Here is a 13585-nt window from a genome sequence, read left to right on the forward strand (position 1 = left end):
GAAGACCGCCACCCCCGAGACGCTGATGGCGAGCGCGCGCACGGCCGCCCACGGGTTGGTGGCGAAGAGCGCGGAGATGCCGCCGAGCAACAGGAAGCCCAGCAGGAGCGCGTCCACCCCCGCGGCGCGCGTCCGGCGCGCGGAGCCCAGGGCGAGGATCCCCGCCAGGAAGGCGGTGAGGTGCAGGACCGCCTCCTTGGGGACGAAGAAGCGGTCCAGCTCGAACACCCGGTAGGTGGCGGCGGCCAGCACCACGGCCAGGGCGCCGAGCTGGAGGACCCGGAGCGCCAGGCGCTCGGCGCGCGACGGCTCCACGGGGAGCAGGTCGTGCGGCGGGAGATCGTGCGTCGGTGGAATCACGGCGTCGGTGCGCGGGCTTCCTGTGCGGGTGGCGTGCTCCCGCTAGAATACGGCCCCGGCGGGGCCGCGTCCATGCCCGCCGCGCGGCCAGCCCGCTACGGCGGGCCGATCCACTGCCGCACCTCGTCCAGCACCGACTGCGGCTCGCACGGCTTGGTGAGGAAGCTGTCGCACCCCACGCGGCCGGCGCGCTCGCGGTCCTCCTCCAGCGCCGCCGCGGTGAGGATCACCACGGGGATGTCCGACACGCCCGGGTCGGTCTTGAGGCGCTCCGTCGCCCGCCACCCGTCCAGCACGGGGAGGTGCGCGTCCATGAGGACGAGGTCCGGGCGGTGCCGCACGGCGGCGTCCACCGCCGCCCTGCCGTCCACGGCCTCCAGCACCCCGTAGCCGTGGTGGCGCAGCAGGGTCGTCATGATGTCCCGGTGGTCGGGGTCGTCCTCGACGACGAGCACGGTCTTCGGCGTCATGCGTCTGCAGGGCGGCGTCGGGGCGCGGCGGCGAAAAAAACGCCGCCAGCCCTCGACCGTGAATCGAGATTGCTGGCGGCCCGGCTGGCGTGGCGATCGCGTCGCGGTAGCCCCGTGGCTCTGCGCCCCCGCCTTTCGGCGGGTTTGCTCTGAGCAGCATGGTTGTCCGCCCGGCCCCTGGCGGGGCCGCGGCGCCGCGGAGGGGGTGCAAGAAGCGTACGAAGCGCGGCGGCCGGGGCCTCAGCCCGCGGCCCCCGCGTCCCTGCGCAGCATGGCGTCCACGCGCCGGGCGAGCTCCGGGTCGGCGGGGCGCCGGGCGAGGTAGAACTCCTCGTAGTACGCCCGGAGGAACCCGGCCGTCGGCGCGGCGATCAGCACGCCCACGAGCCCGAACGCCACGGCCATCCCCATGGTGACGAAGAGGAGGAACACGGGGTGGATGTTCATGCTGGTGCCCTGCACGCGCGGGGCGATCAGCGCCCCCAGCACCTCGCTCCACGCCCAGAAGAAGAGCGCCGTCCACGCCGCCTTCGCGGGGGAGATGGAGAGCGCCACCAGCACGGGCGGCACCGCCATGACGTAGAAGCCCAGCCGGGGGACCAGCGTGCTGAAGAAGGCCAGCACGCTCCACACCAGCGCGCCGGGGATCCCCATGAAGTAAAGGAAGAGGAAGGCGGGGACGGCCTTGAGCGTCCCCAGCACCACGTTGGCCTCCATCCACCCCACCGTCGACTCCGAGGCGCGGACGAAGGCGCGCGTGGCCGGGCCGCGCAGGTGCGGCGGCATGGCGGCCACGTACCCCGCCAGCAGCGGCCGCGGGTCGGCCACCATGTAGACCACGATGCTGAGGAGGAGCAGCGCCAGCAGGAGCGCGCCGATCAGCGTGAGCGAGTACGACCAGACCCCTTCCAGCATCCCCAGCCCCCAGGCGACGAGCTGCCCGCCCACCTCGCGCCGCAGCCGCGCCTCCACCTCCGGGTGCTCCACGAGCAGGGCGGAGACGCGCGCCTCCAGCCCCGCGGCGATCTCCGGGAGGTTGCGGACGAGGATCGTCACCTGCTCCACCAGCGGCGGGACCACGAGCCACCCCACCAGCCCCAGCACCGCCAGCACGGCGAGCGTCGTCGCCACGGTGGCGAGAGCGCGGTGCCAGCCGCGGCGCTCCAGCCAGGCGACGGGCGCGTTCAGCGAGATCGCCAGCACGGCGGCGAGCGCGAAGAACAGCAGCACGCTCCGGACGCGCAGCAGGAGCCAGAGCAGGACGACGAGCGCGAAGGCGAGGAGCACCGCCCGGGTCAGCGCGGCGGCGAGGTCGGGGCGGAGCGGAGCGGGAGCCTCTTCCCCGCCCCGGGGGGAGGCCGGCTGCTGCGGGATCTCCGTCATCGGAAGCCTGGTGCGCTGGGGGCGTTCGCGGGAGCGGCCTTTCTCCGGAACCAACTTCCGGGGCCCGGCGGCCCGTCGCAAGCCCGCACGAGCAGCGCCCCGCCCGCGCCACTACCGAGGCGGCGGCTCCACCGCCACGAGGTTGTCGTCCGTCTCCCGCTGGATCAGCTTGCCGTCGGGGTCGATCCCCGCCCACGCCGGCCGGCGCGGAACGGTCACCGTGATCGTCTGCCGCCCGCTCCGGATGCGGTGCCTGCGCAGGTAGAGCGGCTCGCCCCTGCCTTCCCCGGTTCCGGCGGGCGCGAAGACGCCGACCTCGACGAGGTCGTCCATCGGCACCTCCGTCTCGTTTCCGATGCTGTCGGCCCGCACCTTCCGCGCCTCGACCGCGAGCGTCACCCGGTACTCCCCGGTTCCGGCGGGCTGCACACGCGCCCGCTCCGCCCGCACGTTCCAGAGCGTGATCTCCTCGAAGAGGTCCCTCAGCAGGGGGTGAAGCGTGTCGGGGGTGACGGCACGCAGCTCCGCGTACAGGTCGAGTGAGGTGGGGTACGGCGGGAGTCCGCCGCGGTGCTTCTCGAGGAAGCGTCGCAGGGCGGTGTTCACCCGCTCCTCGCCGAGGCGCTCGCGCAGGGTGTACATGGCCACCGCGCCCTTGTGGTAGTAGAGGTAGCTCTGCCCCTCCACCTCCAGCAGGGGCACCTCCCGGTTCGAGAAGACGCTCCGGCCGCGGAGGTAGCGGTCCATCTCGTAGTCGTAGAACCGCCGGACCTGCTCGGGGCCGTACGTCTTCTCCATGACCATCATCGCGCTGTACTGCGCGAGCGTCTCCGTGAGGAGCGACGCCCCCCGCACCCGGGCGCCCATCACCTGCCCGCCCCACCACTGGTGCGCCGTCTCGTGGGCGGTCACGAAGAAGGTGCGGTCCACGTTGCCGCTGTCCACGCGCGTGAGGAAGGCGCTCCCCTCGGAGAAGGCGATGGTGTGCGGGTGCGCCCGCGCGAAGCTGGCGTAGCGCGGGAACTCCACGATGCGAAGCCGGCCGAACTGGTAGGGGCCGAAGTGCTCGGTGAAGTAGCTCAGCGACGCCTTCATGCTCCGGACCATGCGGTCCAGGTTGAAGTCGTGCCCCGGGTGGTAGAAGACCTGGAGGACGACGTCCCTCCAGCAGTCCTCGAGCACCTCGTACCGCGCGGAGAGGAACGGCGCCGCGAAGGGCAGGGGCGCCTCCGTCCGGTAGTGGAAGTAGCGGCGGCCGTCCTCCCGCCACTCGCGGACCAGCGCACCGGGGGTGATCGCGACCTGGTCCGCGTCCGTGCCGACGACCGCGTCGACGCTGACGAGGTCCGCGTCGCGCAGCTCGTACCGGGTCCGGCGCGCGTCTTCGTCGTCCGCGGATGCCACGGGCGGGTGCGGGGGGAGACCGTGCTCGCGCCGCTCCCGCTCTCCGCTGAGCTCCAGGCCTCGCTGGTAGCCGATCCCGGGCAGCCAGCGCCGGTCGAAGTACGCGCCGTTCCCCACCACCGCGGTCGGGATCCCCGTGTTCGGGAAGCCGCGCGGGCTGAAGGCCAGGTCGAAGGTCAGCCGGAGCGAGTCGCCCGGCTGGAGCGCCCGCTCCAGGACGTAGATCCGGTAGTGGAGCTCGGCGTCCAGGAGCACCCGCTCCGCGGGCCGGTCGAAGGCCAGGGAGCGGGTCCGGATCTCCGGGTGGACGATCACGTGGACGGAGTCGATCGGCGCCGCCGTCCGGTTCAGGAGGTGGTACGTGCCGCGCAGGTCCACGGCGCCCTCGCCGGGCCGGATCTCCACGCGCAGCTCGGCAGCGGTCACGATCGGCTGCGGCGCGTCCTCGAACCGCTTGTAGCGCCGCTCGTACTCGGCCCGCAGCGCGGCCGACTCGAAGGGCGTGCGATAGTCGTTCAGGACGTTGGTGTTGTAGAAGATGAAGCCGCCGAGCGTGAGGATCAGCATCGCCGCGAAAGCCGCCGCGCCCACCGCCGTGCCCGTGAAGCGCGCGCGAGCGAGGCCGATCCGCCGGCGCGCGCCGGCCTCCCTCCCCCGCAGCCAGAACAGCTTCGCCACCAGCGCCAGCAGCAGCGCCCACCCCGCCCAGTAGAGCTTGAACCACACGAAGGGCGCGACGAAAGGGCCGAAGCCGTTCATGTCCGAATAGACCCAGCCCGGATCGGAGCCGTAGACCAGGAGGTTGTGCCGGATGCCGAACCGGTCGGCGAACATCGTGAAGACGTAGAAGAGGACGACGATGAGGTGGCCCGCGTACTTGTGGTCGACCACCACGTGCACCGCCATCGCCAGCGCGGCGAAGATCAGGTAGTTCGCGAGCATCAGCCCGAAGAGGATGCGCACGTAGAGCCCGAGCTCGAAGCGGGTGTAGCCCTGGAGCGCCTGGAGCGTCACGCCCGCCGCCATCAGCACGGCCTGCAGCAGCACGAGCATCCCCGCGAGCGCCAGGAACCGGCCCGCCAGCGACACCCAGTCCGGGACCGGGGCGCCGTCGGCGATGTCGCTCATCCCCACGTCCCGCTCCCTCCAGACCAGCTCCCCCGCGAATACGGCGATCAGGACGGCGATTATGGTCGAGATCGGGCCGCTCAGGACGGTTCCGGCGATGAGGTGGGTGACGGGCCAGCTCGAGGTGCCGAAGACCTCGGCCCCCACGTCCCAGCCGAAGGTGAAGACGATGAACAGCGCGCCCGCGAGGATCACGACGAAGGAGCGGCTCCCCACGATCTGCCGCAGCGAGTACCCGGCGATCGCGAGCGTCTGCCGAAGCTGCGTCCGGAGGCCGAATTCCCGCCGCGCGGACGGCACCACCACCGGCGCGTCCCGCACGATCCCGGCGTCCGCGCGGTCCGCCGCGTCCCGGGGCACCTCCTTCCGCCCCCCGCCGCCCCCCGGGTGCGCGAACCGGAACCGGAGGTGGAGCAGGCCGAGCACGCCCGCCGCCACGCCGAGCCAGACCAGCCGGTTCCAGAGCAGGATCTCCGGGAATCCCACCAGGCGCGCGTTCCGCTCCACCGTGGTCCAGTAGCGCGTGAGGTTGTTCAGGGCGTTTCCCCCGAACGGATCGGCCAGCGCCGCGACGTGCGGGTTCGACGGCTCGAACTCGACGGCGACGAAGTAGCCGATCAGGAGTCCGACGGCCGCGAGGTACGTCGCCAGCGTGGACCGCGTCAGGGCCGCGACGGAGAAGAGGATCGCGGCGGAGAGGACCAGGTTGGGGAGGCCGAAGAGCAGGTACGCCTGGACGTACGCGGCGGGGAGCACGGGGCCGAACTTCCCCGGCTCCATGTACGGCATCTGCGAGGCGAGCAGGAGCCCGGCCGGGATGCCGACGATGAGGACCGCGTTGACCACCAGGGCGCCCAGGAAGCGCCCCCCCAGGTAGTCCGCCCTGCTGATCGGGGCGGTGTAGAAGAGCGAGTGCATCCCGGTCTGGACGTCCCGCGTGGCCGCGTCGCCGACGAGTGCGGCGGTGACCAGGACTCCCAGGAGCCCCACGACGATGGACGCGAACGCCACCATCTCCGGTGCGTTCATGTACCGGTCCGCCCCGTTGATGGCGTGCATCATCAGGAAGGGAAGGCCGGCGAGGATGCCGCCGAACACCCACGTGGACGCCTGGCGCCGCCGGTATCCGACCTCGAAGCGGAACACCTCCCCGAGCATCATGGGCCCACCTGCGCGTCCGGCCGAGCCCGCATGCCGCTGGAGCAGGTCCGGGAGACACCTGGTATCTGAAGCTGCATCTTGGCTGCTGGTCGATTGGTTCCGGAGCGGATTCCGCCTGGGGCGCGGAGGGTGGCCGAAGGTCGGTCGTTCCCGGCGGGTAGCTCCGGCCCGGAAAAGAACCGCCCCCTCTCCGTGAGGTACGGCCGACAGCCCGAGAAGGTTGCACGCGCGTTCGCGGCCAGGGGTGCCGCGGCTCGTCCGAGCCCTGGCGCTTTTCTCGCGTCTCCCCCGGGCCGGCGCGCCACCCGGCCGCCAGACAGCACGCGTGCACCCGTTTTTTCACCACGGAGCGGACCGATGGACGAGAGGAACGACACCAGCCAGCAGGACCGTACGCTCACCACACGGCAGGGCCACCCGGTCGCCGACAACCAGTCGCAGCGCACGGTCGGGAGCCGTGGGCCGGCCACGCTGGAGAACTACCACTTCCTGGAAAAGATCAGCCACTTCGACCGCGAGCGCATCCCCGAGCGCGTGGTGCACGCGCGCGGCTTCGTGGCGTACGGAGTGTTCGAGGCCACGGGGAAGATCGGCGACGAGCCGGCGTCGAAGTACACCCGCGCGAAGCTGTTCCAGGAGGCGGGGAAGAAAACGGATCTGGCGATCCGCTTCTCCACCGTCATCGGCGGGCGCGACTCGTCCGAGGTGGCGCGCGACCCGCGCGGCTTCGCCGTGAAGTTCTACACCGAGGACGGCAACTGGGACCTGGTGGGGAACAACCTGGCCGTCTTCTTCATCCGCGACGCCGTCAAGTTCCCCGACGTCATCCACTCGCTGAAGCCGGACCCGGTGACGTTCCGCCAGGAGCCCAACCGCATCTTCGACTTCATGAGCCAGACGCCGGAGTCCATGCACATGCTGACGCACCTGTTCAGCCCGCGCGGGATCCCGGCCAGCTACCGGCACATGGAGGGGTTCGGCGTCAACACCTACAAGATGGTGAACGCCGCGGGCGAGACGGTGCTGGTGAAGTACCACTTCCACCCGCGCCAGGGGATCGCCAGCCTCACGGCCGAGGAAGCCGCCAAGGTGCAGGGGCAGGACCTGGGCTCCGCCTCCAGGGACCTGTACGAGGCCATCGAGCGCGGCGAGTACCCTCAGTGGGACATGTACGTGCAGCTCATGGAGGACCACGACCACCCGGAGCTGGACTGGGACCCGCTGGACGACACCAAGATCTGGCCGGAGGACCAGTTCCCGCTGCGGCACGTGGGCGTGATGACGCTGAACCGCAACGTGAAGGACTTCCACAACGAGAACGAGCAGATCGCCATGGGCACCGGCGTGCTCGTGGACGGGCTGGACTTCTCGGACGACAAGATGCTGGTGGGCCGCACCTTCTCGTACTCCGACACGCAGCGCTACCGGGTGGGCCCCAACTACCTGCAGCTCCCGGTGAACCAGCCCAAGAACGCGCGCCAGCACACCAACCAGTCGGGCGGCCAGATGTCGTTCTACCGCGACGCGGCCCCCGGGCAGAACCCGCACGTCAACTACGAGCCGTCCATCCACGGCGGGCTGCACGAGGCCGAGCGGAAGCCCAGCCACCCGCCCGAAATCCGCGGGCAGCTCACCCAGAGCGTCATCGAGCGCCGCAACGACTACGTCCAGGCGCGCGGGCGGTACAACACCATGATGGAGTGGGAGCGCGACGACCTGGTGAAGAACCTGGGCGACCTGCTGGGCCAGTGCGAGCGCGACGTGCAGGAGCGCATGGTGTGGCACCTCCTCCTGGTGCACGACGACTACGGCACCCGCGTGGGCGAGGCCATCGGCCTCTCGGCGGACGATGTGCGCCACCTGGAGCCGCTCCCCGGCCAGGTGCTCACCGACGAGGACCAGCGCCGCCTCCGGAGCCTGGGGAACAACGGCGACGCGATCGACCCCACGGTCTGGGGGACGTGGACCAGCTCGGTGAAGAACTACCGGGCCTCCGCCGAGGAGGTGCTGGGCGGGATGCGGATGCCGGTCACCGACGGGCAGGAGAGCGCCGAGGAGGAGGAGCTCGCCGGGGCCGGGAGCGCGCCGAACCCGGTCCGGTAGCCCGCCCGGCGGTCCTACCCGATGCTCATGGCCGACTCGAGCCGGCCGCGGTATGCCCGGCTCGAGCTCAGCCTGGTTCCGTCCTGCAGGACGACCAGGTACTCACCCTGGAACACGGACTCCAGCTCCCGGATCCGCTCGACGTTCACGATCGTCGAGCGGTGGATGCGGACGAACTTCCGGGGGTCGAGCCGCGTCTCCAGCTTCCCCATGCTCTCGCGGATCAGGGAGGAGGTCCCGCCGGAGTGCAGGCGCACGTAGTTGCCGTCCGCGCTCATCCAGTCGACCTCGTCCGGGAAGACGAAGCGAAGCTTCGGCCCGGACCGGACGACGAAGCGCTCCAGGTACTTCGAGCTCTCGCCCAGGCTCTCGAGGAGGCCTTCGAGCCGCTCCTGGAGCCTGGTGTCCAGCTCCCTGCCGCGGGCCTGGCGCACCCGCTCCAGGGTCCCCGCGAACCGCTCCACCGCGAAGGGCTTCAGGAGGTAGTCGAGCGCGTGCGCCTCGAAGGCGCGGAGCGCGAACTCGTCGAAGGCGGTCACGAAGATGGTGAGCGGCATGTTCGCGGGCCCGATCGCCTGCACGACCCCGAATCCGTCCACCTGCGGCATCTGGATGTCCAGGAAGACCAGGTCGGGCCGCAGCTCCCGGACCGCCTCGATCGCCTCCGCGCCGTCCCGGGCCTCGCCGACGAGCTCGAAGTCCTTCTCCTGGGCGAGAAGGCCCCGGATGCGCGCGCGTGCCAGCGGCTCGTCGTCCACGATCAGCGTCGTTATGCGCATACGCCAGGTGCGGTGGTGGAGCTTAGAATTGCGCGCCGGAGGGGGATCTCGATCCTCACCACGAACCCCGGCCCGTCGCCGTGGACCTCGAACCGGTGGTCCGGCCCGTACAGGTGCGCGAGCCGGGCCCGCGTGTTGGAGAGCCCGATCCCCCCGCCCTTCGCCGGCGTGTCGCCCGAAAATCCCGGGCCGTCGTCGGCCACCTCCAGGAGGAGCCGGCGGTCGCGGCTCCGGGCCGCGATCCGCAGCGACCCTCCGCCTCGCCGGGGCGCGATCCCGTGGCGGAGGGAGTTCTCGACCAGGGGCTGCAGGAGCATGTGCGGGACGAGCGCCTGCCTCAACTCCGGATCCACGTCGACCTCCACGCAGAGCCGGTCCTGGAACCGGGTCTGCTCGATCTCCAGGTAGGGGCCGAGAAACTCCAGCTCCTCACCGAGGGTGACCTCCTGCACGTCCGCGCTCTGCAGGCTCCGGCGGAGCACCTCCGCGATCCGGGAGAGCATCCGGTCGGCCTCCCTGACGTCCGAATACATGAGCGCGGAGACGGCGTGCAGCGAGTTGAACAGGAAGTGGGGATGGAGCTGCCCCTTGAGCACCTGCAGCTGCGCCGTGGCCAGCTCCGTCCTCAGGTTCGCGGCGGCGACCTCCCGCTCCTGCGAGCGGCGGGCGTACTCGACGGCATGGACGGCCCCCAGGAGGAGCCAGTAGCGGATGAAGTACTCGGGGAGTCTGACCAGCGCCTCCGTGAACGACGGCAGCTCCGCCGGGAGGAACAGGGAGAGCAGGTGGAGGCCGACGAAGATCCTCGCGGCCAGCAGGACGAGACCCGCACCGGCGTGGACCGGGATGCTGACCATCCAGCGGCCCGGCACCAGGGGGAAGCGCCGGCTCACCCAGAGGGCCCCGAAGGTCACTCCCGCCCACAGGTACGCTTCCGTGAAGCCCGCGAGGACGGGCACCGGCAGCGGGTGCGGGATGCCCATGGACACCCCCGCGGAATAGTACTGCAGCGAGAGGAGGACGCCGCCGAGCGTCCACCCCCCGAGAATGACGTGCCAGAGCTTCCAGGTCTGCGTCCGCATCATGGGAGGGCGGCCGGGCGCGCCGAAGGGCCCGCCGCGAAATCGTTCGGCCGGCCCCTCAGCGGCCGACCCGGAGCAGCGCGATCCTGGGCGGGATCCCGGGGGCGGCGCCGTAGGCAGCCCACACGTCCCCGGTCCGCGGATCGACGTCGATGTGCCGGATCAGCGCCCCGCGCGTGGGGAGCTCGTAGACCGTGAACTTCTCGGTGCGCGGATCGAAGCCCACCAGGGCGTCGGCGGCGGCGGTGCCGATCCAGACCATGCCGCTCTTCTGGTCCACGCGAGCAATGTAGGGGAGCGCGTCCGGGATGGGGAGCGTGTACTCCCTGAACTCCCGGGTCTTCGGGTCGAAGCGGGCCAGCTTGTTTGCGGCGTACTCCGCGATCCAGAAGTTCCCCCGGGCGTCGAAGTCGACCCGCCGGGGCCCGCTGTGCGGCGTGGGCATGGCGTACGCCTCGAACCGCTCGGTTGCCGGATCGAACCGGAAGATGCGGTTTCCGTGCAGCTCCGTCCCCCAGACGCTCCCATCGGGCGCCACCCGCAGGTCGTAGGGGATGGGCCCGGCCCCCTCGCGGAGCTCGGGGGTGTTCGGCACCGGGAAGGTACGGACCTCCCCCGTCGCCGGATCGAGGTAGCCGATCAGCTCCGGCTCCTTCGTGAAGTGGCCGTTGAACCAGATCCTTCCCCGGGCATCCCTCTGGATGCTGTGCGGGTACATCCCGATGTCGTACGTCTTCCACTTGCGGGTGCGCGGATCGAAGTGCGCGATCTGCTTCGGCCCGCCCAGGAGCACCCACCAGTCGCCGTCGCGGCCGAGGTCGAGCGCGCGCGGGTTGGCCCTCTGGACGGGGATCGGCTCCTCGCTGAAGCGGCCCGTCCGGGGGTCGAGGACCCACATCCTGTGGCTCATCATCCCCGTGATCACCACGTTCCCGTCGGGCGCCACCATCAGGTCGTGCGGCAGGTCCTTCGGCTCGGGAAAGGGGAACTCCGTGATGCGCCCCCGGACCGCCCCTTCCGCGCGCGCCGGCTTCGGTGGCGCCGTGACGTGCGCGCTGAGCCAGGCGGCCGTGGCGGCCGGGTCGCGGTCGGCGGCGATCACCGGGAAGGGGGTGTGCGCGCCCGCGAAGCCGATCATCCGGCGGGTGGCTTCCTCCCAGCTCTGCCGGCTGCGCGGCTCGCCTCCCGGGAACGCGATCCACTCGTCGAACACGTGGCAGCCGGTGCAGTCGAGGATAAACTTCCGCTTGGCCTCCCCCTCCGGGAGAAGCGAGAGGAACGCGGAGCTGGACGGCGCACCCGGCGACCGCGTGTGCGCGGGGGGCGCTCCGGTGGAGAGCCCCGGGCCGTCCCGCGCCGTCAGGGCGAACAGCGCGCCGACACCGGCGAGCAGGCAGACCGCGAAGAACGTGCGGACGCGGGAGCGACGATCTCGTTTCTGTGGCATGGGTCGGGGGGAGAGGAGTTCCACGTGGCTGTACTCAGGGCTCGAATCCAGCGCTCCGCCAGAGCTCCGCGGGCCGGTACATCCGGCCCTGCGTCACCACCGCCGAGACCTTCCGGATCTCGCTGATGTCGCGGAGAGGGTCGCCGTCCACCAGGACCAGGTCGGCGCGCTTCCCCGCCTCCACCGAGCCCGATTCCGCGTCCAGGCCCATGACGCGCGCGGGGACCAGGGTGGCCGCCTGGAGGGCTTCCATCGGGGTCATCCCGGCCCGCACGGCGAGCTCCATCTCCCGGTGCAGGGTGTGGCCCGGGACAACGAGGTCGCTGCCGAGAATCAGCGGGACGCCCGCCTCGTGCAGCGCCCCCGCCACGCCGATGAGCCGGTCGAGCCCGGCCATCGTCCGAGCGGCGGCGTCCGCGGCGGCTCCGGTGGAGTTCAGTGCCTCCTGCAGCTCCAGCGGGGCCTTCGCCACGCCGGGCTCGAAGCGGACGAACGCGGTGTCACGCGGATGCGCGTGCTGCTCCGTCCGGGCGAGGGTCGGCTCGACGACCGTCCCCCGCTCGCGCAGGAGCCGGATGACGCTGCGCGCGTGCTCGGAGCCCAGGTCGAGGGTGGCCGGCCTCCCCGGCTCCCCCGGGGAGCGCAGCGCGACCGCCACGTAGCCGATGTGGTTGATCTGGTCCGCGCCGGCCTCGACGAACTGCACGGCGGTCATTCCGGTCGGGACGTGCCCGGTCACCGTCATCCCCAGCCGGTGCGCCTCGGCCGCGATCACCGGGACGAGCTCCGGCCGGACGCTCTGGTAGACCTTGACCTGCTGGAACCCGGCCCGATGGTAGCGGTTCACCGCCGCGCGCGCTTCCTCCGGCGTGTTCGCGGCGACGACCCCCAGGGGGTGGTCCCCGCCGTCGATCACCCCCGCGAGCAGCATCCGGGGTCCGAGCGCCTCCCCGCGGTAAATCGCGTCGCGGAGCGCCGTCACCAGCTCGAACTCGTTGGCGACGTCGCGCACGGTGGTGATCCCGGCCGCGAGAGCCGCGGCGGGCCACTCCACCTGCTCGTAGTGGCCGTGCATGTCCCAGAGCCCGGGGAGCACGGTCTTCCCCCGCGCATCCACCCGCGGTGTGCCCCGGGGAATCGGGACCGCGCTCCGGGGTCCGGCTGCCGCGATCCGGCCGTCGCGGATCAGGACGACGGCGTCGGCGACCGGCGGCCTCCCGGTCCCGTCCACGAGCCGGGCGCCCACGATCGCGAAGGTCCCCTGGCGCTCGGGCTTCACCCGGGCCGCGACGCGCGCGAGGTCGGCCAGCCCATCGCGGACCGCCCCGGCGACGAACACCGGGAGGGCCGTCTCGTACCCCTCGCGGATGGCCTCGAAGCGGTCCAGCTCGGCATCGCCGCCCACGGTGGCGACGAGGTTCCCGGACCCGTCGATCCACGTCGACTTCCGCCCCCAGCCGAGCCCGTCGACGCTGTACCGGTCGAGGACCACCGTCTCCCCGCCCGCCGTGACGGTGTCGCGTCCGCGGTGCTCGAAGCCCACCCGGCCCGCGGGCAGGATCTCCAGCCGCGAGGGGCGTCCGTGCCGGGTCCAGTAGCGGAAGAGCGCCTGCTCCAGCGACACGGGGCCGTAGTGGCCGATCGTGAAGAACCGGTCGGGCACCGGCACCGTTCGCGTCTCCCCGCGCCGCCGGACGGTGGCGGACCGCCCCTGGACGCGGACCGCGTTGTCGGTGTCCGTCATGGTGGAGGTCCGGCCCCTGACCTCGAAGGAATCGGGGGACAGGTCCGGAGCCATGCGGAGCGTGGCGGCGAGCGGAACGCCGCCTCCCAGGAACTCCAGCGTGGAGCTCGCGGTGAGGACGAGCTTCCGGCCGTCGCGCCGGACCTCGTACTCCTCGCGTCCGACGGGCTGCTGGAGCTTGAACAGGCGGAACGCGCCGCGCTCGATCGGCACGGGTTCCGACGGAGCGACGGTGTCCTGCGCCCGGGCCGGGGGAGCGCCGAGCAGGAACGAACAGGCGAGGATCAGGGCGGACCGCGGTTGCAATGGACTCGCAGGGCGAGGAGAGTGAAGTGCAGGACCCCGGCACCGGCGGCCGGGGGAATCGCCGACAATGTGGCGCGCCTGCGGGCGATGGGGGAGCGCGAGGGGACGAGAACCCCGATCCGCGGTACGGGACCTCTCATCCCCGGGGTGCGTGAACCCCGCGATCCGGCGGAGAGGGAGGCAGGGCGTGCAGGCGGGGGAGCCGGCAGAGCCGGCTC

General features: G+C 71.8%; 9 protein-coding genes and 1 riboswitch. Of the genes, 1 reads left to right on the plus strand and 8 read right to left on the minus strand.

Annotated features, from left to right (window positions below; all coding sequences use genetic code 11):
• From VGR37_09645 to VGR37_09660, 4 genes are all read right to left on the minus strand, one after another.
• The coding region (locus tag VGR37_09645; GenBank protein HEV2147651.1) for a hypothetical protein at window positions 1-360 on the minus strand (360 nt) is incomplete at its 3' end.
• 95 nt (window positions 361-455) lie between these two features.
• The gene (locus VGR37_09650; GenBank protein HEV2147652.1) at window positions 456-830 is read right to left on the minus strand and encodes a response regulator; all 375 of its coding nucleotides are present in this window, start codon (window positions 828-830) and stop codon (window positions 456-458) included.
• Window positions 831-901: 71 nt separating this feature from the next.
• A riboswitch (cyclic di-GMP riboswitch) is annotated at window positions 902-989 on the minus strand.
• An 81-nt stretch (window positions 990-1070) separates the two neighbouring features.
• The gene (locus VGR37_09655) at window positions 1071-2213 is read right to left on the minus strand and encodes an AI-2E family transporter (GenBank protein HEV2147653.1); all 1143 of its coding nucleotides are present in this window, start codon (window positions 2211-2213) and stop codon (window positions 1071-1073) included.
• Window positions 2214-2324: 111 nt separating this feature from the next.
• On the minus strand, window positions 2325-5906 hold the full coding sequence (locus VGR37_09660; protein ID HEV2147654.1) for a M1 family aminopeptidase: 3582 nt from the start codon (window positions 5904-5906) through the stop codon (window positions 2325-2327).
• A 357-nt stretch (window positions 5907-6263) separates the two neighbouring features.
• Here VGR37_09660 and VGR37_09665 point away from each other — a divergent pair, with 357 nt between their 5' ends.
• Window positions 6264-8009, plus strand: a complete 1746-nt coding sequence (locus VGR37_09665) for a catalase (protein HEV2147655.1) — start codon at window positions 6264-6266, stop codon at window positions 8007-8009.
• A 14-nt stretch (window positions 8010-8023) separates the two neighbouring features.
• On the opposite strand, the gene VGR37_09670 is transcribed toward VGR37_09665, so the two are convergent.
• Genes VGR37_09670 through VGR37_09685 form a run of 4 tightly spaced genes read right to left on the minus strand, consistent with a single transcriptional unit; the run spans window position 8024 to window position 13274 of the window.
• Complete coding sequence (locus VGR37_09670; protein HEV2147656.1) at window positions 8024-8788, minus strand: LytTR family DNA-binding domain-containing protein; 765 nt, start codon at window positions 8786-8788, stop codon at window positions 8024-8026.
• Entirely contained in the window at window positions 8779-9873 is a 1095-nt protein-coding gene (locus tag VGR37_09675) for a histidine kinase (protein ID HEV2147657.1), read from the minus strand. Before VGR37_09675 ends, VGR37_09670 begins: the two co-directional genes overlap by 10 nt.
• A gap of 55 nt (window positions 9874-9928) precedes the next feature.
• On the minus strand, window positions 9929-11317 hold the full coding sequence (locus tag VGR37_09680) for a hypothetical protein (protein HEV2147658.1): 1389 nt from the start codon (window positions 11315-11317) through the stop codon (window positions 9929-9931).
• A gap of 34 nt (window positions 11318-11351) precedes the next feature.
• Window positions 11352-13274 (minus strand): amidohydrolase family protein, encoded by a 1923-nt coding sequence (locus VGR37_09685; GenBank protein ID HEV2147659.1) that lies wholly within the window; start codon window positions 13272-13274, stop codon window positions 11352-11354.
• Window positions 13275-13585 lie beyond the last annotated feature (311 nt).

The sequence above is a fragment of the Longimicrobiaceae bacterium genome (genome assembly GCA_035936415.1).
Lineage (GTDB): Bacteria > Gemmatimonadota > Gemmatimonadetes > Longimicrobiales > Longimicrobiaceae > JAFAYN01.

Excerpts from the sequence above, each read along its gene's own strand:
- VGR37_09670 (HEV2147656.1), bottom strand. The coding sequence starts at position 8,788 with ATGCGCATAACGACGCTGATCGTGGACGACGAGCCGCTGGCACGCGCG.
- VGR37_09655 (HEV2147653.1), bottom strand. The coding sequence starts at position 2,213 with ATGACGGAGATCCCGCAGCAGCCGGCCTCCCCCCGGGGCGGGGAAGAG.
- VGR37_09660 (HEV2147654.1), bottom strand. The coding sequence starts at position 5,906 with ATGATGCTCGGGGAGGTGTTCCGCTTCGAGGTCGGATACCGGCGGCGC.
- VGR37_09665 (HEV2147655.1), top strand. The coding sequence starts at position 6,264 with ATGGACGAGAGGAACGACACCAGCCAGCAGGACCGTACGCTCACCACA.
- VGR37_09675 (HEV2147657.1), bottom strand. The coding sequence starts at position 9,873 with ATGATGCGGACGCAGACCTGGAAGCTCTGGCACGTCATTCTCGGGGGG.
- VGR37_09680 (HEV2147658.1), bottom strand. The coding sequence starts at position 11,317 with ATGCCACAGAAACGAGATCGTCGCTCCCGCGTCCGCACGTTCTTCGCG.
- VGR37_09650 (HEV2147652.1), bottom strand. The coding sequence starts at position 830 with ATGACGCCGAAGACCGTGCTCGTCGTCGAGGACGACCCCGACCACCGG.